The sequence below is a fragment of the bacterium genome (assembly GCA_039961635.1).
GTDB lineage: Bacteria > 4484-113 > 4484-113 > JAGGVC01 > JAGGVC01 > JABRWB01.
In genome coordinates this window covers 1-24,395 of record JABRWB010000093.1, presented here as the reverse complement: position 1 = coordinate 24,395, position 24,395 = coordinate 1, and the positions used below count along the sequence as shown (strand labels likewise).

Genomic DNA, 24,395 nt, shown 5'->3' with positions numbered 1-24,395 from the left:
CGGGGTCGGGAGAGCTCATGATCGGCACCGCGTACACGAACAGCGGAGAGGGCGGCTTGTTGATGTCCCATTGCCCGCCCGGCGTCCACGCGTCCGCCCGGCGCCCGTAATACAGCGGCGCGGCGCGGCCGAACTGGTATACCTTATTCGCGATGTCCCCGTGGCCGACGATCAGCCATTGGCCGACGACCGCGGTATGCCCGCGCATGTAGTGCACTTTCGGCTTGGGGAAAAAATCGCGACTTTCCGCGGCGTAATCCGCCTGCGGATAATCCTGTTTCGCCGCTTTTCGGATATCAGCCACCCCTCTATTATACAGACGCAGCCGGCGATTATTACCCCTCCGGCTTAACCGTAACCGTCCCCAAATCCGCGAACTGCGGCTCAAGTTCCGCGGCGGGGCCGGCGACGACGATCACGAAATCCTGCGGGCGCACGTGCCGCGCAAGCACGGGAACGAAATCCTCCGCGGCGAAATTACCCGCCGTATCTTGCTGCACCGAAAAATAATCCCGCCCCAGGCCGCACCACTGCGCCTCGGCTATCTGCCCGGCCGCGCCGCTGTAGGTTTCGAGCTGGAAGTAAAGCCGCCCCAGGAGCCCCGCGCGCGTCATTTGGATTTCCTCCTGCGTCGGGCCGTCCGCGATAAGCGCCGCAACCTCGCCCATCGCCAAATCAACCGCGGTGCGCGCGCTCGCGACCTTGGTCGAGAACGCGATGAAAAAGCTCCCCCCCCCTCGCCATCCGGCGTTCCACGAAAATACGCTGTAAGCTAGGCCGTGCTTCGTTCGGATAGTGTCGCCCAGGCGGCTTGTCATCCCGCTGCCTCCCAGCACCTCGTTCACGAAACGCAGCCGGAAGTATTCCGGGTCGTTCGCCGCCGGCGCGCGGTGGCCGATTCTTACGTTCGCCTGCGCAAGCGGCGCGTCCACGATAATCACGCGCGGCGAGCCTTCCGGACGCGCCGTATCGTCCAGCCGTAGGGGGGAGGGGGTCGCCGGCGTCCATCCTCCAAACGTTTTGTTCAGAAGCGAAAGCGTCTCCGGCGCGGACAGCGGCCCGACGATGGAAATCTGCGAGCCGCCCGGACGGTAGCGCACCGAGTGGAATTCGACAACCCGCTCGAGCGTTATCGCCTCAAGCGACGCCGGATAGCCGTCGGTGGGGGAGCCGTACCCGCCGTGCGGATAAAGCGCTCGGTAAAACGCGTCGCGCGAGAGCACCGCGCCCTGGCCGTAGCTGCGCCTCACGCGCTCGATGCTCTGCGTGCGTATGCGCTTGAACTCCGCCTCGTCGAACGCGGGCGAAAGAACGAGCTCCGCGGCGAGCGAAAGCACGTCCGGAAAATCCTCCGAAAGGCAGGTTAGCGAAACCGAAACGTAATCCGACGAGGCGGAAACCGCAAGCACCGCGCCGCGCGAATCCAGAAACTCGTCCACGGCCTCCGCGTCGCGCATTATGCTGCCCTGGCGGATCATCTGGGCGGTCAGGCTTGAGAGTCCCTCGCTTCCCGCGGGATCGAATATCGAGCCTGCGGGGATGCGCATCTCCATCGCGACCATCGGCAGGCCGTCCCGCGGCGAAAGCACTGCGGACAGCCCGTTGTCCAGCTTGATCGTCTCCCACCCGACGAGCGCGTCCGCCGGAACGCCGGCCGGTTGCGCGGATGCCCCCGCGCCGTTAAATACAGCGATATTCATTGCACTAACCACCGCCAAGAGCAATATTGCGCGGTATTTCATCCGGTATCACCGCCGGCGTCCGGCTTCGCCGGAAGGACGACGACGACGTTGCGCGTTTTTTCCGACAGATACTTCGCCGCGGCGGATTTGATCTCTTTGGAAGTCACGCGCTCCATCCGCTTCGGATACTCGATCACCCAGCGCCAGTCGCCCGCGGCCCATGCCCAGCCGAGCTGCTGCGCCAATCCGTTGTTGCCCTGCGCGGCGTACACCTCGCCCGCCATCATCCGCTTCTTGGCGCGGGACAGCTCGTCCCCCCCCGCGCCGTTCTTCGCGAGCGCGGCGATCTCCGCGTACACCGCGGCTTCCACCGCTTCAAGCTTTTCGGGATCGTTGAAGCTTACGCGCACCGTGAAAAGCCCGCCGTACTTGCGGTCGCCGTGGCCGGCGGAAACGCTTGTCGCCAGCTCCTCGCCGCGCACGAGCCGCTTGTACAGCCGCGAGCTGCGCCCGCCGGCCAGCACCTCGCCCAGCAGGTCGAGCGCGTACGCGTCAGATTCGCCGAACGCGACCGTCGGCCATCCGATATACAGCAGCGGACGGGGGGAGGGGTGGAATATCGTTCTGCGGCGTTCGGACGTTTGTTCCGTGGCGAAAACTTCCGGGATGAATCCCGCCGCGTCTATTTCGCCCGCAATGTGTCCGAAAAGCCGCTCGATCTCGGGGACAATTTTATCGGGATCCGCGTCGCCGGCGATGACCAGCGCGGCGTTGTCCGGACGGTAAAACGCGTTGTAAAAATCAAGCAGCTCGCCCCGGTTGTAATCCGCGATGTCCTCCATCCATCCGACGGTCGGGTGGCCGTACGCGTGATTTCCGTAAACAAGCTGGGAAAGCGCCTCGTACGCGGCCCCCCCCTGGTCGTCCTCGCTTCGCATCCGGCGCTCTTCGGCGACGGTGTCCCGCTCGGAGAGCACTTTGTCTTCGGGGAAAGTGCAGCCGCGCATCCGGTCGGCCTCGACTGCAAGAAAATCGGCGAGCGCGGAGGAAGGAATGTCCTCGTAGTAGCGCGTGTAGTCGGTGGACGTGGACGCGTTTTTCTGGCCGCCCACGGAGCGAACTAGCACGTCAACCTCGCGCGGCGCAAGCTTGGCCGTTCCCATCGAGTACATATGCTCCAGGAAGTGCGCGATGCCGGACGCGCCGGGCGGTTCGTTGCGGCTGCCGGCGCGGTACCAGACCTGGAGCGAGACGATGGGCAGGTCTCGGCGGGGGAGGATGAGAAGCGTCAGTCCGTTGTCGAGCCGGAATTCGAGGACGTCGTCGAACGCCGACCATGAATCCGACGATGCGGCAAAAACGGCGTCGGCGGCGCCGGCAAGGGGAGTGTTCGGCTCCGCGGCGTTTGCCGGGGCCGGCGCGGCGGCTGGAAGAAGCATCGCAATCACCGGAAAACAAAAAATGCGTGCGCAAGCCATAGGCGCGGGGGATTGTAGCAAAGAAACAAAGTCGCCGAGTGGCCGAGTATTGGAGTTACCGAGTTATTGAGTGGCCGGATCGCTTGATTGTCAAGGAAGCGCGGCGTTCACGCCGCGTGGGAATATAACCCCTATGCGGATATGAAATTCCGATTTGCTACGTCTCTCCGAAATGATACCCCACCGCGAATGCGTCGAGCTCGTTGATCACGCCGTCGCGATTGGCGTCGAGATAGGGGATCCAAGTGGGACTTCCCGAGGATTCCCAAAGATGCGGGCGCAGGAAATCCAGATCCGCCTGATTCACTATTCCGTCGCCGTTGAAGTCGCCGGGAAGCTTCAATACAAAGAATTCAAGCGTTGCGGATTGCTGCTCGCCGGGCGCGAACGCGGTTGCCTGAATCGTGTACGCGCCGTTGCGCGGAAAATCCGACGGGTCCAAAGTAAGCATGATCGAGCTTGGCGAATTGTCGTCGGGGATCGCGATTTCGGGATGGCCGAGAATTTCGAATTCGACCCAGTCGGCGTAAGGCTGTGGCGCCAAAATGAAGTTAATCGGAGCGTCCACAAGCGTGCCTTCCGCCGGTGATGTGAATTCAAACCCGCTTATGGACGGCTCCACGACGAAATCAGAGGAGGAAGATCCGGTCAGCGCACCGATTTTAACCTTTACCGGCCCGTCGATTGCACCAAGCGGAACCGTGCAGTCAATGCTCGTGTTACTCCAAGAGGTTACAGACGCGGGGACATCGCCGCTTGCGCCGGTGAAATAAACGAACGTTTGGCCGGAAATAGCCTTGCCGAAATGAGATCCGGTGATTGTGACCGGCTGTCCGATTCTTTCGGCAGCGGGAACGATCGAAATACCGGACGGCGCGGTGTTGTGCACGTAGAACGTGCGCGACGCGGTTCCGGTATCGTAGTACCCGTAATACGAAAGCTCGTCGTCCGCCTCGGCGGTGAACATGCGGTCGCCGTCGGGGACGCTTGCGCTGTTCCAAGCGAATTGCGACGGAGCGCCGCCGAACGTTTTTATGACATTCGAGCCGATTCGGTATTCCGAAGCGAGCACGATATCGTTGTCGTCAACCGCGCTCGCGTTCAGCGTGACGGTTCCCTGTACGAGCGAATTGGCCGCAGGAGTGGGCGGGGATATTATCACCTGCGGCGGGCCCGTGCTGTCGGAGATTACGACGTTGTCCAGCCAAAAGCCCTGGCCTTCGCTTGTAGTTTCGTAGATGTCTGTCCAAAATTCAAGCATTATTTTGGTGCCTTCAAAATTTGCCAAATCGATTTGATATAAACCGAAATCGGGCCATTCAGGATTTTGATTCCTCTGAGGTGTTGAAATGTATTGGAAAAAATACACCTCCTCGTACCCTCCATTAGCGATGGCAAGATCCATGCTGTCGTATGCATCCATATCCCATTTCGACGTTAGGTACAGTTTTGGAGCCGTCAGCCCAGTAAGATCTATTGCCGGAGATCCCAGCACGTCGATATCGTCCTGATAATAACCCCGCCCGCCCGGCTTGCTTATGTCGCCGAAATAAACTACCGTGTCCGGCCCAGCGGATTCATACTGCCAGAATGAATTCGAATTTGAATAGTCAATTTGCCACCAGCCTTCCTGCTCCGGTACATCTTCGAATCCAGTCCAGTATGGACTTGTAAGCGACACATCAACGACATCAAGAATAACTGAATCGTATCCATGCGCGTTTTCCGTATCCAATACTTCGGCGGTAAAAGTATGCTCTCCCGGTACGAGATAAAGCGCTTCGGTATTGGATGACAAGTCATAAGGGGCCGCATCAATCCAACCCAGATATTCGCCGTCAACGTACCAATGAACTCCGGCAACCGCTGTGGTGGCGTTTGCGTTTACCTGAATCGTGAAATCGCCTGAAACCTGATCGTAGTCGCTGTGGTTGGTGACGGAAACGGTCGGCAGACCCGATACTGTATATGTCAGCGGCGTGTACGCGTTTAACCTGTAAATTGGCAATGCAGCCTGCCATTCAGACTGAATAAGAACATCGTCTCCGAAATATTCGATCAGCGCGCGCACTTCAAGCGGTGTCAGGGCAGGCGATTTCGCGCGAATCAGGGCCGCAACACCGGCGACATGCGGAGAGGCCATGCTCGTACCGGAAATTGAGCTATAGGCATCCTCGGCTGTAAACCAAGTGCTCAGAATCGGCCCGTTTGAGTCGCCTCCAGGTGCAACAGTGTCAAGCGCAAGGCCGTAATTGGAGTAACTTGTGCGGCTGTCATTAATATCGCTGGCGCCAACACTTATTACCTCCGGATGGGAAGCAGGGTAATACGGCCAGTTTGTATTTTCATTCATGGCGGAAGCCACAATCATCATTCCATTCTCAAATGCTTGGCGACAAACTTCAGCTACCGTTCGGCTTGCATATGGACCACCCAAGCTCAGGTTAGCAATTATGCATCCTGCCTGGCTTGCCAACAGAATCGCAGTTGCTTCAAGTGCTTCATTTGTTCCCCCTTCCTCCTTAGTTCCAAACACCTTTATCGGCAAAACCTTGCTGCCATACGCAACGCCTACAACTCCTGTGGCGTTGTCGCCTATCGCGGCGATTGTTCCGGCCACATGCGTGCCATGCCCTTGCTCGTCATCCGGCCATTGGTCGCCTCTAAATAAATCTGTGTTAATTCCGTCTATATATCCCCAATTTCCCGCCAAATCCTCATGATCCATCCTTATCCCCGTATCAATCACCGCGATCCACTGGTTCGCGTCGCCGGTGGTCACATCCCACGCGAGGTCCGTTCGTATTGTGTCCAGCCCCCACAGCGAGCCGTCCATGTAATACGGATCGTCCGGCCAGTACGCGGGGCGAACTATGCCGTTGTACTCGACGTACTTAACCTTGTCCGCATATTTCAGCCTCAGGAGCGCGGCGACCGCGTTCGCATCCTGCCCCGGCGAGAGCCTGTAGCCGCAAAAGTTGACGTTTTTCACGTAGCCTTCGCCGTTGGGGATAATCGTTAGCCCGTGCTTCGACGCAATTTCGCGCGCAAATTCGGCGATCGCCTGGTTTTCGTAAAGCACCGGGTTGAGCATCGCGCCTTTGTTGAAATTCGAGCCGCCCGTGAGCATTGATGGATTGGCGAAGCCCTGCAGCTTGAATCCGACGATGATTTCGTCCTCTCGGTAATCCACGCCCGGCGTCATTCCCTCGGGAAGCTGGATGTACCGCGGCGCGGGAAGCCGCTCGCCCTGCTTTGGCGGGGCCGGAGCCGTGGTTGTACCGCGGATGGGGGTGACGACGCCTTTCCCGCGTCCGCAGGCGAATGCAAAAACAACGAACATCAAAACCGCAACGACGATTCCGAATCTCATCCCCGCCCTCCGTCGCAATATTCGACAGGACGGACGGATTATACCTCATCTCAAGCTCCTGTTTGCTCAGACTTTTGTGCTTTTACACTTTACAATCCCTCCGGCTTCACCGCCTCCCATGCCGCTCCTCACGACAATCGGAATCGCTGTGGGACTTGCGATGGATGCGTTCGCGGTCGCGCTTGCATCCAGCGCGGCGCTTTTGCGCGTCCGCAAGCGCCAGGTTTTCCGGCTCGCGTTTCACTTCGGGCTGTTCCAGGCGCTGATGCCGCTTATCGGATGGGCGGCCGGCCGCTCCCTCGAGCGCGTCATAGCGCCGTTCGACCACTGGGCGGCGTTCGCGATTCTGGCCGCCGTCGGTGCGAAGGCCATATTCAAGTCGGATTCCGGGAAGCGCGGCACCAAGGACGCGTCCGCGGAGCGCGGCAAAACCGCCTGGATTCATGATTCGTCGCCGGAAGCGGCGTCCATCCAATCTCAGGCCGCCTCCGCGGCGTCCGGAACCGCCGCCGCCTGCGCGCCTCCGTCCGATTCCGCCGCATGCGCGCCGCCCGCCGACCCGACGCGCGGCTGGAGCCTCGTGCTTCTGTCGCTGGCGACAAGCATCGACGCGCTCGCGGTCGGCGTTTCGTTCGCGATGCTCCGCGTCGACATCCTCGCGCCGGTGCTCGTCATCGGGGCGACGGCGTGCGCGTTCACGGTCGCCGGGATGATTCTCGGCTCCCGGCTGGGCGCGCTCTTCGGCAGGCGGATGGAGATCGCGGGCGGGATCGTTTTAATCGCGATCGGCGCGAAGATCGTGGCCGAGCATTTGATAGCATCTTAACAAGCTGCATGGATGCTGCGGCCTCAATCTGCGGAAACTACTTCATTGCTTCGATCATCGCGATCGCATCTCTGGCGTAGGCCAAACAAAAAGGGGCAGTTTTTTGAGCATCCGGAAATCGCTTCTCGTAATCCGCTTTTGCGCGATTCACCAAAAGCAAACCGAGCAGCATCGCGACGGGCCCGCAATCTCGATCCGGTTGCGACTTGAACCAGCCCAACACAAAAGAATGCTTGTTGGCTGGCGAGAGCTTTCGCGACAATTGGCTTTCGATATGCTCCACCGCCACACCGAACGCCGCGTAGTACGCCCTTCCTATGCATGCTCTGCAGAACGCCTCTCTGTGTTGCGGCGATGAAGGGTAAGCCTCAAGCGCTTCGGCCACCACCAGATATTGCGACCACTCAAATTTCATTCGAATACCGGAGATGCCAGGATATTCCCCTCGGATTCCATGAAGATGTCAAGCCACTCGGATTTCAGAAACCTGTCGAATCGGTCCATAAACTCTCTCGGGGAATCTTCGCAATGAATCTCCAGGCACAAAAACTGATTAATCGATTCCTCCGGATCGATAAACAGAGAAAGCTCAAACTTGTTGCCCGGGAATCTCTTCCGCGCCAGCGCAACGCCCTTCAGCAACGAATTCCGGCAAATTGGATTAGATCGAAGAAAGTTCCGGACGTCCGCGTCCGCTTGATCTATGAGCTTATCTTCGTTTGCGACGAGGATTTTCTGCATCTCGACACCCCGTTCAAATGCTACCCGATTTTCACTCCATCCGAATCGGCATCACGACGTAGGTGAAGTCTTGATCCTCCGGCGATGAAATAACCAGCGGAGTCACCTTGCTGTTCCAGTACAGCACCACCTTTTCGGTGCCGAGCTGGCCGAGTACGTCCACCAGGTACCCCGGATTCACCGCGATTTCCATATCTCCGCCGGTCACCTCGCAGGCGATGTCCTCCTCGCCGCTTCCAACGTCGGTCGCGTCCGTATAAAGCGAAATAACGCCGTCGTGGCTCTTGAGCCGCACTACGGGATTGTGCTGCTTGGCGCGGGACACGATGATCGCGCGCCTTAGAGCGTCGTGCATTTCGCGGCGGTCGGTCAGGACGGAGGTGGCGCGGTCCTGCGGAATCACGCGCGAGTAGTCGGGGAATTTCACGTCCAGCAGGCTGGACGCGACAAGCATCCCTTCCCATTCCAGGTAAACCTGCGAAGGAGAAAGGTAAATCTCGATCGCGGTTTCAGGGTCGGCGGGCAAAAAGCGCATAAGCTCGTCCGCGTTGTGCGCGGGCATCATGATGTCCTGCGATTCCTCGACGAACTTGCCGCGGCACTTCTTGAGTCCAAGCCTGTGCCCGTCGGTGGCCACCATATCCAGGAACTCCGGAGTGAATCTGAAAAGCACGCCGCTTGTGTAATAGCTCGAACGCTCGCCCGCTCCCTTGTACGCGCAAAACGTCGTTTTTCCGAGCGCGTCGGCCAGGACTCCGCTTTTCACCGAAACGAACTTGCCCTGTTTGTACTCCGCGACGCGCGGGAAGATGTCGGTGGCGGCGCAGACGAGCTGGTAGCGGCTGCGGCCGCCTTTAATAGTGAGCTTGCCGCCGTCCTTGACGATTTCGATGTTTTCGCCCGCCATTTTGCCAACGAGGTCGCAAATGAGCGGGCTGACAAGCAGATCGCCCGCTTCTGCAACATCGGCCGCGATATCAACCTTTATATAAAGCTCGTCGTCGGTCGCTTCCAGGCTGATCGCGCCTTCGGAGGCGGTTATTTTTACGAACTGCTGATAGCTGCCGAGTGCCCTGGTGGAAACGGCGCGCGCCACTGTTCCGAGGGCCTTGTCCAAATCGTTTCGTTTTACGCTTACCTTCATCCCCGTATCCTTCCGCCGGGTTGGCGGATTAATACTATATCATTTATATATAAAACCTAGTAGTAGCAGCAGGCCTGTTGATATGTTGGGGAATTGAGCAATCCCGCATGAATAAACACCCGCCCGTATTGATAAGACGTTGGAAATTGGCGACGCTTTTCAACCGATATGGCGAATGGCCGTCCCTTGCCTGTTGGTCAGCGCTTCCGCGCGCGCAATTCTTAATAGTTATCAACAAAACTATAGGCTAGGTTATCAACTTGGAAAGGTTTTTGATCGTCAATTCCACGTAAGGGTCTTCGACCATTTCCTTGCGGATTTTCTCGCAGGCGTAAATAACCGTGGAGTGGTCGCGGCCGCCCAGTTCCGAGCCGATCTGGGCCAGCGAAAGGTTCGTGTGCTCCCGCGCCAGGTACATCGTTATCTGGCGGGCGAACGCGACTTTCTTGGTGCGGTTGGGCGAAAGCAGCAGCTTGGAGTTGAGGTTGAAGTACTCGCAGACCGTGGAAATTATTCCGGTTATGTCAATACCGGCGCCTGTGCGCTTGGTGTCGATCAGCCCGCCCAGCACGACCTCCGCGGTTTCGAGCGTAAGCGGCTCGCCGCGGTGCGTGGTGTACGCGAGCAGCCTGATGAGCGAGCCTTCCAAATCGCGGATGTTGTCGGTTATGTGCTTCGCGATGTAGACGCCGATGTCCTGCGGAAGCGTGACGCCTTCCAGCTTGGCCTTCTTTTCGAGAATGGCGATGCGCGTTTCGAACGACGGCGGAGCGATGTCGGTGATGAGTCCGCCGGAAAACCGCGATACCAGCCGGTCGTCCAGATTTTTCAGATCCTTGGGCGAGCGGTCGGATGAAATCACAACCTGCTTGCCCTGCTCCACGAGGATGTTGAACGTGTGGAAGAACTCCTGCTGGGTTTCGGTGCGGCCCGCAAGGAACTGGATGTCGTCTATCAAAAGCACGTCCACTTGCCGGTAGATGTCGTAAAACTCCTCCATCCGCCCGCCGCGGACCTTGTGAATGAAATCGTTCGTAAACTTCTCGCTCGTAACGTATTTAATCCAAAGCGAGTTGTCCAGATTGTAGGCGAGGTGGCCGATGGAATGGAGCAGGTGGGTCTTGCCGAGGCCCACGCCGCTGTAAATGAAGAGCGGATTGTAGATGTATCCGGGTCGCTCCGCGACCGCGAGCGACGCGCTGTAGGCGAAGCTGTTTGCGGGGCCGACTACGAAGTTTTCGAATGTGAAGCGCGGATTGAGCGTGGGCTTCTCCGCGATAGTCGTCCCTTCTTCATCGGAAAATCCCGGCCTGCCGTCCTGCACGCTCGTGCCCGCCATCGAGCGGAACTCGGGCGCGACGATTTGGAATTCAAGCTCGACCGGGCCGCCCATAATCCTTCCGGCATGCTCCCGGATGAGGTGGCCGTACTGCTCCTCGATCCAGGTCTGGAGCATCGCGGATTCCACTCCCAAAACCAGCTTGTTGTCCGCGGCCTGCTCGCAGCTCAACGGCGCGATGAGCAGCTCGTACTTCGGGCGTGGTATCTCGTCTTTTAAAGCATTCTTGAGCGAGTCAAGCAGTTCGGTACCGCGCGACCGGGTCATCCGGGTCTCCTGTCGGGTCAAGCGGTTTTCAACATATAAACACCAGAATGTGAGTAACTTGTTAATTTCGGACGCACGCCGCAGATGCGCTCGGACAAAAGTCAATCCAAACGGTCCGGCGTTTCCCGAAATTGCAACCTACCCGCACCAGCCCCGCCCCCTCAGATACCCCTCTTCGACGACGGGGACGCCCATCTTAGCTCATTTTCAACGGCAAATCAATAGTTTCGGGAAAAATCTTGGCAAAAGCGAAAAAATCGTTGTTTCCGGGACTTTTCAGGCTTTTCAGGGCTTTTCGGCAAGCCAGATCATCCTTCGGCTAGCCTTTCCAAACCGGGATTTGTCGAAATCCCCCCATTTCTCCCTTACGACGAATCCCGCCTGCTCCAAAAGCCCGTCCAACTCGACCGGAAAAATCACCGCGAGCGTCACAAATCGGGCGATTCTCTCCGTTATTCCGTCCTGCCGGTGATAGACGTATAAGTATTCAAGCGTGATTTCCTGCTCCGCCGGGTAATATTCGTGCGATTGGAAAAGCGTCACCCACTGGCGGCGGTTCCTGTCGAAGAACTCTTTCACGTACTGCTGATGCACCCTTTTGCCGGTCAAAAGCTCGTGATGGGGCGCCGCGATTTCAAGATACAACTTTCCTCTGTTGACCAGCGAATGGTGGCATTGGCGCAGGAGCGCGACCCTCTCCGCCCTGCCCGTTATCAGCTGGAGGAAGTTGAACGGCGCTAGTATCAGCGGAAACCGGGATGGAAACGACGCCGTCCGCATATCGCCTCTGACAATCCGCACGTTGTTTCTGACCGCGACGTCCTCGGAGGCGAGCTTCCTCTCGAAAAGCTCGATCATTCCGTCGCTCGATTCGAGCGCGGCGACCTGGATTCCCCGCCTTGCCAGGTGGATAGCAACGCGCCCCGTGCCCGCGCCCAGCTCAAGAACCGGCCCGCCCGCGGCCGCGGCAAGCTCCGATAGCAACGGAAGGTCGTCCTTGTAGTCCGAATAGTCGCTTTCGTACCGCCACGCGTCCTCGACGGTGGCATACAGATTTGAAACGATTCCGGGCATCGCGGCGATTATCGGCATCCCAGGCGCGGAATGCAAGAGGAGAGTAATTTGGCCAGAATTCGACAGTTGACAGATTTTTCATTTTGCGGCCGGAGCTCTAGATAGATCGCCTCGCGATCCTATATTAATGGCCTATGAGAAGTCAGGGCTTGAGATTGGCAATCAAGATGGATTCTGCTTCACCGAGCTGCAGTTCTACATCGGCACGGAGATTCCCGACTTTGCGCCCGGCCAGCGGCCGTGGAAAGTCACCTTCCCCGACGGCGATCCGCTTGAATATCCGGAAACGTACACCTTCGAAATCGGCATAGGCGCGGGCGACCAGCCAGAATTCACCGGTTTCGATCTTGAAGAAGGCGTTGATTATTACGTCGCGTTCCACGTCTCGACCTGCGACGGCCAGACCGGCATGGGCTGGGACGGCGGCGAAAACGGCGGCTTTTTCTCGGAAGGCAACGGCAGCTGGAAGCGCTTCACGCGTTGGAATTGGAACGGAGGCGATCCCGGCGGCGAGTGGATTTGCGGTAATGAAACCGCATGGGCTTTCGGCGAAGGCGACTTCGAGGACGAAGGCTTCAACCGCTGGGGCTGGTACTTCTAGTACCCCGGCGCGTAGCCGAGCATAGTTTCCGAATCAAACAAACCGGCGGGCGACCGCCGGTTTTTTTTTGCGCAATCGTTGCTGATTTCGCGCGGTTCCGCCTCTTCCGGTTTGCGGTATAATCGAGCCGCTCTTTCATGCGGTTGCCCCGGGGTGCTGAATGGAGCGGTTCTCGAAATGGGCGTCGTCCGGATGGGGCGGCTCTGGCCGCTCCGGCGCCGCCATGTATGATCCCAACCGCCCTCCGCCGATGTCCTCTGCCGACAAGCTGAAATACATCTGGACGTGGCCGGCTGAAGTTTTCAAGGATGTTTACCATTATCCGGATTGGTTGACGCCCTTCGTGTTCGCCAGCCTGACAAACATAATCTCGGCCGCCGCGAGTTTCCGCTTCGACTCGAAGGCCAAGGCGGATTTCGCGATTTTTCTATGGCGCGGCAAGGAACTTGGCCACCAGATTGAGATGCCGGTGGATGTCACTTCCGCCGCGCATCCGGGGCTTAGATTTTTTCTCGCACCGCTTGCGATAATCGCGATTTGGCTCGTCGTCGCCGGCGTTATTGCCTTCGCGGGTTTCCTGCTGGACAGCGTCGAATTCAATCGGCTGTTTTCGGTGGTCGCTTTCTCTTCGCTTCCGCTTGCCTTCCGCCCTTTGATTGACTCGATAGCGAAGAATTTCTCGGATCCTTCCGTCGCTTCGATGAACGACTGGATACGCGTCTCGACGCCTTGGACGCTTTCGCCGGCAAGGTTCATTCCACCCGGAACGCTTTACAAAGTGCTTTCGTCGTTCGACCTTTTCGCGCTCTGGAGCGTGTACCTGCTGTACGTCGGTTTGGTTTTCGGTCTCGGCAACGACCCGCGCAAGGCCTCGCGCGTCGCGTTCCTGTACGCGATCGTCGCGGTTTTGGTGATCGCCTTCGTGAGAAGCTGGAAGACCTCCGTCGGTTGACAGCCGACCGATTCCTTCGATTGCGTCAAGATAATCCGCCGCGCGCCGCGCGCGCTTGGAACTTTCGCCCGAGTGGACTCATCATGGATTCGTCCGCGGGATTCGGCCCGGCCGCGCCCGCGGCGCTATAATCTTCCGGCTTCCGCCCAAGGAGGATTGCAGGATGTCAGAAATCACGGGTGCTCCCGCCGGCCCAGCGCCCGGCGAATACTGGGTACGTCAAAACGATATCCCTCCCAAAATGGGATTCGGCGCGAAGTTGTTGAACATTTTCGTAGAGCCTTCATCCGTCTTCAAAAACATCTACTACCACAACGACTGGCTGACGCCGTTCGTTGTCGGCGGGGCCTCCATGATTGTCGCGACGCTGATGCAGATGGGATTGATGAACGAAGCGCGCAGGCAGTTCAACGAAGTGATGGGCATCCCCGGCAACGCGGCCGTGGAGGGTGCGACGACGATTTCGCAGTACGTCGGCGCGTTTTTCACGCCGTTGAATCTGTTGTTCATTTGGCTCGTCGGCGCGGCGATAACGTTCGTTCTCGGCACTTTTCTTCTCGAAAACGTGGATTTCAAAAAGCTGTATTCAATCGTCGCCTGGTCGTGGATGCCCGTGATATTCACTCAGCTTATCAACGGCGTTTACAAGATGGGCCAGACTCCCGCGATTTCGAGCTACGAAGACTACATAGATTCGATGTTTCCTTGGACGCTTTCGCTTTCGCAGATTATTTCCGGGGACGGGGTGCTATTCAAAGTTCTCGGCACGATTGACGTCTTTGCGGTTTGGAGTTTTTACCTGTTCGTCCTCGGCCTGATTTTCGGGCTGCACAACCAGCCGGGCCGCGCATGGACGGTCGCACTCATTTATGCGGCCATCGGGCTCGCGATGACGTCCGGCATCTTTGCCTTGATGTACGTCTTCAAACCGCCGCAGGGTTAATATATGAGCAAGCCAGCGCGGATAGTTTTGTTTTTTGCGGTCGTCGCGGCGGCGATCGCGGTCGCTTTCTTCGCGAGCAAGGGCAACATCAAGCTTGGCGGCGACTCCGTGGCGAAGAAGGATGCAAAGGAAGACGACCGGTTCAAGCCCGCGGAGAGGGGCGACATCAACGTCATCATCAAGGCGACCGGCTCGGTCGAGCCGCGCACGCGCGTCAAGGTGAAAAGCGAAGCCTCGGGCAAGATCGAAAAACTCTTCATCAAGGAAGGCGACGATTTGGTGCCCGGCTCGGAAATCGCTGTCCTCGACCAGACCGACCAGAAGATCAATTTGCGCCGCGCGCAGCTATCCGAGCGGCTGCGCTACATCCAGCTGCAGCAGCTGAAAAACGGGAGCAACAAAAAAACACTCGCATCGCTTCAGGCGAACGTGGACTCGGCCAGGCTCGCGGTCGAAAGCGCCGAGGACTACTTCAAAAGAATTGACGAGCTTTATAAAAAGGAATACGCGACGCGCCAGGAGTACGACGACGCGAAGAAGCGGCTGGAGGACGCGCGGCTTGCGCTGCGTCAGGCCGAGGAGCAGCTTTCGATCCACTCGGAAGAAGTCAGCCCGGAAGATATAAAATCCGCGGAGATTTCGTGGCAGCTCGCGAAAGTGGATTTGGAGGATGCGCAGAAATCGCTGGGCGACGCGACGATTAAATCCCCGATCAAAGGCACCGTTTTGTCCAAGATGGTCGAAGTCGGCGACACGGTGATAAGCTCGGTGGGGACGTTCGGCGAGGGCACCACGATTTGCGAAGTGGCCGATCTCACATTCATCCAGATACGCGCGAGCGTGGACGAAATCGACATCGGTCGAATCGCGATAGGACAGAAGGCCAACGTTACCGTGGACGCCCTGCCGGACGAAAAATTCGAAGGCAAAATCGTCAACGTTTTCCAGCAAGGCACGACGCAGGGCGGCATCACGAGCTTCACCGTGATTATCGAAGTGGACAACTCGGAGCGCAAGCTTTTGTCCGCGATGACAACAAACGTCGAAATAATCGCGCAGACGGTCGAAGACGTAATTGTGGTTCCGTACGATTCGGTGCGCACCGACGACGAGCTTGGATACATCGTTTACGTAAAAGGCTCGGACGCCAAGGGACGCGTCAAACCGGAAAAGCGCAAGGTTACGATCGGCGCCACGGATTACACGTCCACCGAAATCAAGGAAGGCCTCAAGGAAGGCGAGCTTGTCATGGTCAAGGACGTCCCGCTGTCCACCCGCAAGGACTTCGGCGGCGGAGGCGTGCAGGTCTCCGCCGAGGAAAGCGAGTAAGGAGCGCAATTGGGCGTACTCGGCACGAACTTCCGGATAGCGTGGCGCAACCTGATGATGAACAAGGTCAGGAGTTTTCTCACGCTGTTGGGCTTGATGATAGGCGTCCTCGCCGTGATAAGCATCGTCTCCCTCGGCGAAGGCCTCAAGTACATGTTTTCCAACCAGATCGCAAGCATGGGCAACGACGTGATGTTTATCATGCCCGTCGTCCCCCAGCGCGCCGGCCAGAGCCGCGCGATGATGATGCCCAAGCTGTTCGAAATGGAGGACGTGGACGCGATACGCCGGGAGGGGGGGGACATTTTCCGCATCGTCTATCCCGCATACGAAATGCAGGGCCAGGCGAAGTACCGGGAGAAGAACAAAAGCATCATCATCGAAGGGACGATGGAGTTCATCCGCGAGGCCTACGGTATGGAGCTGGAGCGCGGCCGCTTCCTTGACGCCGGCGACATCCTGGCGCGCTCCCGCGTCGTCATCCTCGGCAAGAACGTCGCGGACGAGCTGTTCGGCCCTCTGGAAGATCCGATGGGGAAGCGGATACTGGTGACCGGAAGCTTTTCGCAGCAGGCGGTAACGGTGGTCGGAATTCTCAAGAAAAAGGGCGGCAACATCGGCGGCCAGGGGCTTGACGACGCGCTGTTCATCCCGTACACAACGGTGCAGAGCCGGTTCCTCGGCTCGAAAAAAGTGCAATACATCATCGCGAAAGTGGCGGACTTAAAAAAGGTGGACGAGGCGACCAAGCTTGTAGAGCGCGTCCTGCGCCGCCAGCGCCGGGTGCCAGATCCCTCGATGGACAACTTCGAGATTATGTTCGCGAGCGATTTTCTGGAGTTCGCGAACACGTTCGTCAACGGCCTCGTGACGACGTTCGGCGTAATCGCGGTAATCAGCCTTCTCGTCGGCGGAATCGGAATCATGAACATCATGCTGGTTTCGGTGACCGAGCGCACGCGCGAAATCGGCCTGCGGATGGCGATTGGTGCGAAGCGCGTCGTGATTCTGCTGCAGTTTCTCATCGAGGCCGTCGTGCTGACGTTCATAGGCGGACTGCTCGGTTTGGCTGGCGGAGTGCTGACCGGATTCGGCGTCGCGAAATGGCTCGGCGGGATGCTTAAAACCGACTGGCCGGTGCATATGCCCATACCGATAATCATCGCTACGCTGGCGATAAGCTCGCTGATCGGCATATTTTTCGGCGTCTACCCGGCGTTCAAAGCCAGCCGGCTGGACCCGATAGAAGCGCTGAGGTATGAGTAGGGGGAGAAATCGGCGGCAAAATCGCCTCAGTCGCGTTTTTGTATGAAAAAAACGCGCATATATGGTATACTCAAGCTGTCATGAGGATCTCGAAGAAAGTCAGAACTACGGTAGTCCTATCCGAAGGCGATATTCGGAAGGCGGACGAATTGGGCCGTGAATTCGGTTTGGCCACCCGCTCCGAATATTTCCGGCTTGCAATTCGCAAGTTCAATTGGGAACTGGAGCAGAGAAAATTCATTGCCGAGCTCTATGCCGGTGCCGACGATCCGGATTTGGCGCGGGAAGACGAGGAGATTGCGCAGGAATTTGCATGCACAATGATGGACGGTTTGAACCCGGACGAGGATTGGTCGGATGAAGCGATTCGCCGCGAACAAGGGTGAGGTGTTTTTTGCCGATTTGGATCCCGTGATTGGCCGCGAGCAGGCCGGAAGAAGGCCTGCGGTAATAATCAGCACCGTTCACTTGTCAGTCGCCCGCGGACTTGTAGTGGCAATTCCCGGCACCAAATTCAAAGAAGCGCATGAATCGTATTCTTATGCCGTCAATGTGCCTCGCGGAGTCGCCGGTCTTCCTCTGAATACAACTTTCCTGGTTTATCAAACAAGGGTGCTGGACGTATCGCGTCTTTCCTTCCCGAAAATAGGCGATCTGCCAGACCAATATATGAGATCGATTGAGCGATGCCTGCTGCGGCTGTATGAAATAAATCCCTTCGCGGATTACGATGTTTTCGCATAGGCCAAGATTCAAGCCCGAGCCGGATTCCCCCCTTGTGCTAAACTTTTCATCCCCGCTGCGGCGGCGTTAATTCCTTGCGCAGAGTGATCAAATTCGGCGGAACGAGCATCGCGGATCCAGACCGCATGCGCCGCGCGGCCGAATGCGTGACGCGGCTCACCGAGGCGGGCGAGCAGGTGGCGGTGGTGCTCTCCGCGATGGGCGACGACACGAACCGCCTGCTGACCGCGGCGTACGCGGTCGCAAACGGCGGCGCGGACCCGCAGGACGTCTACCGCATCGCGCTCCAGGGCGAGCAGAACAGCGTCCTGATGATGTGCGCCGCGCTGAAGTCTCTCAAGGTCACCCCCGTTCCGTTCATTCCCACCGACCGCGAAAACTGGCCGATTATTGTTGACAGCGACGACAATTCTCCTATCGCCACGACGAAAATAAACGAGGAGCGCAGCATCACCCTTCGCAGCGAGAAGACCCAGCAGCGCTTCCGCCGCTACGTCACCCCGCACCTTCGCGGCGGCGCCGTCCCCGTCATCGCAGGATTTTTCGCGCTCTCCTCCACCGAGCAGCTGGTTACGCTGGGACGGGGGGGGAGCGACATCACGGCCTTTATCGCGGGCCGATACATCGGCGCGGACGAAGTGATCATAGTCACCGACGTGGAGGGAGTGCTCGACGCCGACCCGCGCATGGCCGGCAAGAACGCGAAGCTGATCGAGGAGCTTTCCGTCGAGGATCTGGAAGCGATGAGCGGCGCCGGCAGCCGCGTCATCCACCCCCGCGCCCTGCGCTTCAAGACCGAAGAAATCAAGGCGCGGATCATGGATTACAAGAACCTCGACCGCCTCGGCTCCTCCGGCACGACCATCCTAGGCAGCTCGCAGGCCAGCATCTTCACGAATCCGGCGAAACTGGCCGTCGTCACCCTCGTCGGGACGAACCTCGCCCGCCAGGCCGGGCTGCTGGCGGAAATCGCCGACCGGCTTTCGGGCATCCCGATCAACAGCATCGTCGGCACCGACCGGTTCATCCAGATTTACCTGGACGACCGCCGGGGCGAAGAGGCGTACAGCGTGCTGCACAACTTCCTTGCCGAGCACCGCGACGCCTTCCAGAACATCACGATAAAGGGCGACATCGGCGAAATCCGGCTGCGCAGCAGCAGTTTCATCGACGAGCCGGGCGTGCTTTCCGAGATTACCGGGCTGATTTCCAGCCGCCGGATAAACGTCCTCGAAATCGTGACGATGCTGTCGGATATCTATATCTACGTGCACTGGGACAACATCCGGGACGCGGCGGGCGCCCTTTCGGCTATGGTCGAAACCGCCCCGACGCTTTTCCAGGAGAATTGATCGACAGGAGGCCGGGCGCCTCGCCCGGATTCATTGCGCCGTCTACCCTGGATTCCTCGCTGCGTGCGCCCGCTTCCTTGCGCCGTCCCAGCGGGATTTCTCAATGCGTGCGCCCGATTTGGGAGTGCGGGAGCTTGCTTTCGCCCTTTCACCGGCAAGCCCGTGCGCTCGCATATGCGTAACCGCATCGCGGCCGCCAAACCGCCCGCCATCGCGGCCGCGGCATCGGGCCGGATGGCGGCCGCCGCATCCACCGCCAAAACCTGCGCGGGTTCGCCCCGCCGCACCTATGCCGCACCTATGCCAAATTGCGCGACGCGGTGTGGGAGGCGAGGGATTAAAGAATCCGCGGGCGTGGTAAAATTGGAGTCGGTTTCGCCGGTCCAACAAGGAGCGTAATGGGACATGTCTCCGCAGGTTATAACTAAAACTTTCACCGCGATGCTAAATCCGGGATCGCCGAGAATTTCATCGTATCTCTGGCTCACGCACAGGTTGTGGAGCCACCAGCTCGAATTCGTCATTTCCGAATACCTGCATCTCCGCAGAGCCGCGGAAATCGCCCGCGCCGGCGGAGACATTGAAAAGGCGACAAAGAGCCTCGGAATCGAGGGGAAGGCCGCGGTCAAGCACAAGTTCATGCAATTCGTGCAGCGGTTCCAGGACCGTTACGGCTTTGCTTTTGACGAGGCCAAAACAATCGCGCTCCGAATGGGCGAGATGAGCGACTGGTTTCTGGTCGCGCCCGAAGGATCGGACATCCGCGTCCCGCAGAACATGCACGGTTTTTTCCAGAGACTCACGAAGATAACGAAAACAGGATTTTCAAACGTTCATCCAAAGGAAAAACCGGAGTACATGACGGACTGGCTTTTGGATTTTCAGAAGCGCGGCATAGTCCAGTTCGACCGGGACGAAATGCTTGGAATAGGCTGGTCCGAAAAGCTATACAACACCGCGGCGCATCACATCAGAAGCCAGGGCGAGCTGCGCAAGCAGCGTGAGAAAGACCGTGCGGATTGGCGGGCCGCGCGGGACGAATTCGAAAAAAAGCACGAGAGGTTTTTCGCCGAGCGCTACGGCTTTTTCCGCGAATACGAAGAACAGCGCACAAAACAATCCGCGCAACTGCTGGCCCAATCGCAACCCGGACGCAAGATGAGGGACGATGTAAGAATCCGCGGCCGGATGGTCAAGGGAATAAACCGCGTTATGGCCGCATGGGCCGACGAAGGCTTGTGGAAACCGAAAAAACCCGTCGAGCACGCCTACCTTGAATCGCGTATCGAGCGGAGAAAGGCGATTTTTCATAATCTGCGGGAAGCGGACGGCGAAGCCTTCGGCGACCACCTGTTTTTCGGATGGCTGGCGGAGCATGCCGACGACTGGCCCGGATTCCCCGACGATCTAAAGGTGCTTCTCGATTACAACAGCCGGTTTCTTGACGACAGGATGCCCAAACCCATCGGCTTTTCGCGGCCGTCCTTCGACAAACATCCGATCTGGTACGAGCTTGAGGAATGCTTCGATCCATGGCCCGATTTGAAATACTACAAGGCGGATTTTGCGGCGAAAACCTTATTCATGCGCGTAGTCATGCCGAAAGCCGACACCCGGAAGGAAAAAGGGCAGGATCGCTGGAATCCCGATGCATCCGGACTTCCGCCACTATCGGATTCGGAGATAGAAGACATCATCAAGAATCCGTCGCTTGCAACCGTTCTTCCCGTTTCCATACCGTTCAAACCCGATTCGAGGCTATGCAAAAATGTCTCGGTCGATGAATCGGCGGACAGGCAAAGGGAATTTCCGTATCTTATCCGCGATGAAATAACGAAAGAACGCTACCCGTTCCGGCTGGGAGGCATTAAACTCGTTTTCCGCCCGCGCCCGGTGGATCGAAAAAACAGCGACCCATACGCGTATTTTTCCGCGCAGGTGCAAATGCCTTTCGACCGGCCGAGGAGGGCGAAAGCCGAATCGCGCAAGCTTGAACCCGGAACGCGTGTCCTGTCGGTTGACCTTGGATGCCGGCATCGCGCGTTCGGCGCCGTGCGCGAATACGACGGGATAGGCGGAAGCATCCCGGTATGGTCTGGGCCGATAAAGCCTCCCGGCGGGCGGCACCTCGCGCATGTGGACGCCCACGAAGAAGCGCACCGGAAAAAGCGAAGCGCGTCGCAGAAATCCAAAACCGGTAAAATGAAATTCCTCAAGCGCGGCCAGGTTTTCGACGTTGATTTCCGTGAACATATAGTAAATCTCAAAGACGACATCGCGAAGCAGACCGCCCATGCGATTGTCGAAACGGCGGTCAAGCACAAGGCATCCGTAATTGTGATGGAGCTTCTGGAAGGATACAAGCCCCAGACCGACCGGACGCGGCGGGAAAACCGCAGGCTCCGCACCGCGTCTTTCCGGGCGCTTTACCATGAGCTGACATCGGAAAAGGGCAAGGGGAAAAACAGGCAGGGCGTTGACCGGGCGGGCGCGTACGGAATTCCGGTTTACTCGTTCGCCGCGGCGTATTCCAGCCGGGTCTGCCACAAGTGCGGCTGGCCGGGCAATCGTTGGAGCGAAATTCCCGAATCGCTTTTCAGGAACAAGACCGGCAAAGACGGATTGCCGCTTACCCACAGAAAGATCGCCGGAAAAGAAATAGTGCAAAGCGACATCGGCAAGGTGCTGGTCCAGCCCGGCGGCAAGCTTTTCTGTTGCAGCAATCCGGAATGCGGCGTGGTCAAGATCAACGCCGACTACAACGCGGCGCAGAACCTTCAAAGGCAGTTCTGCGCCGAAAAGCTGATTGAGTCGCGGGCCGACGGGGAGCAGCAGAAACTGAAACACCCGGCGGAGGGCTGGATGCCTAGAAAGGAATTTTGGAAGCAAGTCGAATCCGGCGTTGTTTCAAAGCTGGCGTCGCGTGGATTTCAAATAGCTGGATTGACGAAGCGCGATGTGGTATAATCGCGCCGAGGACGGTGCAAAACCGTCCGGCCGGGCGTGGTAACCACCACGCGCCAGCGAGGCTGACTGTGTCGTGCCGGGCACTGCGTACGGGTTCACCCCCGGGGCTGTTGAGTTGCGGGCTAGGGCCTCGAATCTGCAAATTTTGCGCTCGTCCGTTTACTTTTTGGATTGGTGTAACCTCTCCAAGCGTGAAAACCGGCCATGGTTACACCGAAACGCGCTTTTTCCAGCATTCATGCGCATTAGTACGAATCACATAGCGCGTTTTCCGTGCCGCTTCGGCACCGGTTTTGGCGGTCGCGGGACAGGTTACACCGGACGCCCCCGGCGGCCCAATGCCGGTGCGGGCTCCAGGCGCCGGGGGTTCAAATCGCGAGCGAGCGAGCATGCAGATTGACACGATCCGATTAGCGACAGGGACATTATCGCTGCATTACGTTCAAATCGCGAGCGAGCGAGCATGCAGATTGACACATGGCAGCTTGAAGGGCACTACACGTTAAACTTGACATTCGAGTTCAAATCGCGAGCGAGCGAGCATGCAGATTGACACTCCTTGTTGTCCTTACTCATGCTCCACCTCGATTTAAGGATTTCGTTCAAATCGCGAGCGAGCGAGCATGCAGATTGACACTTACATATCGAGCTGTAGCGGATGGTGGATGGTGGGGGAGGCGTTCAAATCGCGAGCGAGCGAGCATGCAGATTGACACATCAAATTGATTATCCGTCTTTCACAGAAGCGCTACGGGCCGGTTCAAATCGCGAGCGAGCGAGCATGCAGATTGACACTGCCCAACGGGCGTATGAGAAGCTGCTCCGAGAGATCAAACTCGAGTTCAAATCGCGAGCGAGCGAGCATGCAGATTGACACTCCCTATTGACAAAGTCAAGGGGCGCGGTAAGATTTCAGTAGCGGTTCAAATCGCGAGCGAGCGAGCATGCAGATTGACACTGTGCGTAATTAAACCGGCGCTCTAAATCAACTGAAAAATGAAAAAAAAAGCTTTATATATTTCCGACCTGGAAGTGGCGCTGCGCAAGCGGAGCGACCGCATCGTCGTCGAGAAAAAGGGCGAGAAAATCGCGGAAATAAGATGCGACGAACTCGACACCGTGATACTTCTCGGGCCGATTGAGTTTTCGACGCAGGTTGTATTCAAGCTCGCCCAGCACAACATCGAACTTGCGCTCTGCACCAGAGACGGCAGGCTTGTCGCCCAGCTCACCCCGCCGTGCCCGGCGAATATTTACAGATTGCTTAAGCAGTACGACCTTTTGCGGAAGCCCTGCTGGGCGCTTGCATCGGCGAAAAACGTCGTCGCGGCGAAATTGCGCGGCTGTATCCGCCTGCTGGACGACGTTTCAAAAAATTTTGGATCGGAAAAGCTGCGCGACGCGCTTCATAAAATGAAAGAACGAATCGCGGGTATTGACTCCGCTGAAAACCTGCAGACGCTTCTCGGAATCGAAGGCGCTGCGGGGGAGCTTTATTTTTCGGTTTTCGGCCTGATGGTGAAGGACGTACCTTTTCCTGGCAGGCACAGGCATCCGCCGCAGGATCCGGTTAACGCGGTGTTGTCGCTATGCTACCGGCTGGCGGCATCCGAACTGAACGGCCTTATCGACGCGGCCGGACTTAATCCCGCGCTCGGTTTTTACCACAAGCCCGAATACGGAAGACCGTCGCTTGCGCTCGATTTGCTGGAGGAGTTCCGCGCGCCGCTATGCGACAGATTCGCAATAAAAAGCTTCAATCTTGGGAAATTCAAGGCAAGCGATTTCGAATCGGAGGAAAACGGGGTCCGGTTCAAGCCCGATTCCTTTAAGTCCTTTCTACGCTCATGGGAGGAATATCAAATGGAGGAATTCAATCTGGACTGGGGCGTCAAGACTTGGAACGACGCGTTCAGAGCTTCGATTTCAATTTTAAGCGAAGCCGTGGACTCGGGAAAACCCTACGCTCCAATTCCCCTGGAAAAGAAATGAGCGAAGATTTATCGCTGTACATCGTTTGCTACGACATTTCGTCCGACTCGACCCGTACAGCGCTCGCGAATGACCTATTGGATTTCGGCGCTCGGGAGCAGAATTCGGTTTTCGAAGTGACGGTCACGCGGGACAGATACGAGACCTTGCTTCAAATACTGAAATCGGTCGAACTGGGAAAGGACGATTCGATAGCTGTTTATCCTGTATACAAAGATGCAGTTGCGGGAATTGTGCGATTTGGAAAACAGCCTCCTCCCGCACAGGATGTCTTGGTGTTTTAACCTTTCAATCACCCCGTGTAGCCCGCGTCGCGCCCCTGGTC

The 24,395-nt window shown here is 57.9% G+C and carries 21 protein-coding genes and 1 CRISPR repeat array; of the genes, 12 read left to right on the top strand and 9 right to left on the bottom strand.

The window, feature by feature from the left end; all coding sequences use genetic code 11:
- From HRF49_12015 to HRF49_12000, 4 genes are all read right to left on the bottom strand, one after another.
- A partial coding sequence (locus tag HRF49_12015; GenBank protein ID MEP0815373.1) for a hypothetical protein occupies positions 1-304 on the bottom strand: 304 nt, incomplete at its 3' end.
- A gap of 31 nt (positions 305-335) precedes the next feature.
- The gene (locus HRF49_12010) at positions 336-1,700 is read right to left on the bottom strand and encodes an insulinase family protein (GenBank protein MEP0815372.1); all 1,365 of its coding nucleotides are present in this window, start codon (positions 1,698-1,700) and stop codon (positions 336-338) included.
- A gap of 38 nt (positions 1,701-1,738) precedes the next feature.
- Positions 1,739-3,121, bottom strand: a complete 1,383-nt coding sequence (locus tag HRF49_12005; protein ID MEP0815371.1) for an insulinase family protein — start codon at positions 3,119-3,121, stop codon at positions 1,739-1,741.
- Positions 3,122-3,317: 196 nt separating this feature from the next.
- Complete coding sequence (locus HRF49_12000) at positions 3,318-6,533, bottom strand: S8 family serine peptidase (GenBank protein MEP0815370.1); 3,216 nt, start codon at positions 6,531-6,533, stop codon at positions 3,318-3,320.
- A 118-nt stretch (positions 6,534-6,651) separates the two neighbouring features.
- On the opposite strand from HRF49_12000, the gene HRF49_11995 reads away from it, so the two are divergent.
- On the top strand, positions 6,652-7,359 hold the full coding sequence (locus tag HRF49_11995; protein MEP0815369.1) for a manganese efflux pump: 708 nt from the start codon (positions 6,652-6,654) through the stop codon (positions 7,357-7,359).
- Between the two features lie 37 nt (positions 7,360-7,396).
- Here HRF49_11995 and HRF49_11990 read toward each other — a convergent pair whose 3' ends face one another.
- From HRF49_11990 to HRF49_11970, 5 genes are all read right to left on the bottom strand, one after another.
- Positions 7,397-7,774, bottom strand: a complete 378-nt coding sequence (locus tag HRF49_11990; protein ID MEP0815368.1) for a hypothetical protein — start codon at positions 7,772-7,774, stop codon at positions 7,397-7,399.
- A complete protein-coding gene (locus HRF49_11985; protein MEP0815367.1) occupies positions 7,771-8,100 on the bottom strand; it encodes a hypothetical protein in 330 nt (109 codons plus the stop codon). The genes HRF49_11990 and HRF49_11985 overlap by 4 nt, the downstream gene beginning before the upstream one ends.
- A 31-nt stretch (positions 8,101-8,131) precedes the next feature.
- A complete protein-coding gene (gene dnaN, locus HRF49_11980) occupies positions 8,132-9,244 on the bottom strand; it encodes a DNA polymerase III subunit beta (GenBank protein ID MEP0815366.1) in 1,113 nt (370 codons plus the stop codon).
- Positions 9,245-9,491: 247 nt separating this feature from the next.
- Positions 9,492-10,850, bottom strand: a complete 1,359-nt coding sequence (dnaA, locus tag HRF49_11975) for a chromosomal replication initiator protein DnaA (protein MEP0815365.1) — start codon at positions 10,848-10,850, stop codon at positions 9,492-9,494.
- Between the two features lie 285 nt (positions 10,851-11,135).
- Entirely contained in the window at positions 11,136-11,942 is an 807-nt protein-coding gene (locus tag HRF49_11970; GenBank protein ID MEP0815364.1) for a class I SAM-dependent methyltransferase, read from the bottom strand.
- A 109-nt stretch (positions 11,943-12,051) separates the two neighbouring features.
- Between HRF49_11970 and HRF49_11965 the strand changes: the two genes are divergently transcribed.
- The 11 genes from HRF49_11965 to cas2 all read left to right on the top strand — a co-directional run bounded on the left by HRF49_11965 (position 12,052) and on the right by cas2 (position 24,354).
- Positions 12,052-12,525 carry a hypothetical protein gene (locus HRF49_11965; protein ID MEP0815363.1) on the top strand — a complete coding sequence of 158 codons (474 nt, stop codon included), beginning with the start codon at positions 12,052-12,054 and terminating at the stop codon, positions 12,523-12,525.
- Positions 12,526-12,685: 160 nt separating this feature from the next.
- Positions 12,686-13,477: a YIP1 family protein gene (locus HRF49_11960; GenBank protein ID MEP0815362.1), complete on the top strand. Its 792-nt coding sequence runs from the start codon at positions 12,686-12,688 to the stop codon at positions 13,475-13,477.
- Between the two features lie 163 nt (positions 13,478-13,640).
- Entirely contained in the window at positions 13,641-14,420 is a 780-nt protein-coding gene (locus HRF49_11955; protein ID MEP0815361.1) for a YIP1 family protein, read from the top strand.
- A gap of 3 nt (positions 14,421-14,423) precedes the next feature.
- Complete coding sequence (locus tag HRF49_11950; protein ID MEP0815360.1) at positions 14,424-15,749, top strand: efflux RND transporter periplasmic adaptor subunit; 1,326 nt, start codon at positions 14,424-14,426, stop codon at positions 15,747-15,749.
- 9 nt (positions 15,750-15,758) lie between these two features.
- On the top strand, positions 15,759-17,015 hold the full coding sequence (locus HRF49_11945) for an ABC transporter permease (GenBank protein MEP0815359.1): 1,257 nt from the start codon (positions 15,759-15,761) through the stop codon (positions 17,013-17,015).
- An 80-nt stretch (positions 17,016-17,095) separates the two neighbouring features.
- Positions 17,096-17,401: a hypothetical protein gene (locus HRF49_11940; protein MEP0815358.1), complete on the top strand. Its 306-nt coding sequence runs from the start codon at positions 17,096-17,098 to the stop codon at positions 17,399-17,401.
- Positions 17,373-17,759 (top strand): type II toxin-antitoxin system PemK/MazF family toxin, encoded by a 387-nt coding sequence (locus HRF49_11935; GenBank protein ID MEP0815357.1) that lies wholly within the window; start codon positions 17,373-17,375, stop codon positions 17,757-17,759. The genes HRF49_11940 and HRF49_11935 overlap by 29 nt, the downstream gene beginning before the upstream one ends.
- A 74-nt stretch (positions 17,760-17,833) precedes the next feature.
- Entirely contained in the window at positions 17,834-19,111 is a 1,278-nt protein-coding gene (locus HRF49_11930) for a hypothetical protein (GenBank protein MEP0815356.1), read from the top strand.
- Between the two features lie 405 nt (positions 19,112-19,516).
- On the top strand, positions 19,517-22,078 hold the full coding sequence (locus tag HRF49_11925; GenBank protein MEP0815355.1) for a hypothetical protein: 2,562 nt from the start codon (positions 19,517-19,519) through the stop codon (positions 22,076-22,078).
- A 366-nt stretch (positions 22,079-22,444) separates the two neighbouring features.
- Positions 22,445-23,036: direct repeats of the CRISPR family, unit length 37 nt; unit sequence GTTCAAATCGCGAGCGAGCGAGCATGCAGATTGACAC.
- 38 nt (positions 23,037-23,074) lie between these two features.
- Entirely contained in the window at positions 23,075-24,070 is a 996-nt protein-coding gene (cas1, locus tag HRF49_11920) for a CRISPR-associated endonuclease Cas1 (protein MEP0815354.1), read from the top strand.
- Positions 24,067-24,354 (top strand): CRISPR-associated endonuclease Cas2, encoded by a 288-nt coding sequence (gene cas2, locus HRF49_11915; GenBank protein MEP0815353.1) that lies wholly within the window; start codon positions 24,067-24,069, stop codon positions 24,352-24,354. The genes cas1 and cas2 overlap by 4 nt, the downstream gene beginning before the upstream one ends.
- Positions 24,355-24,395 lie beyond the last annotated feature (41 nt).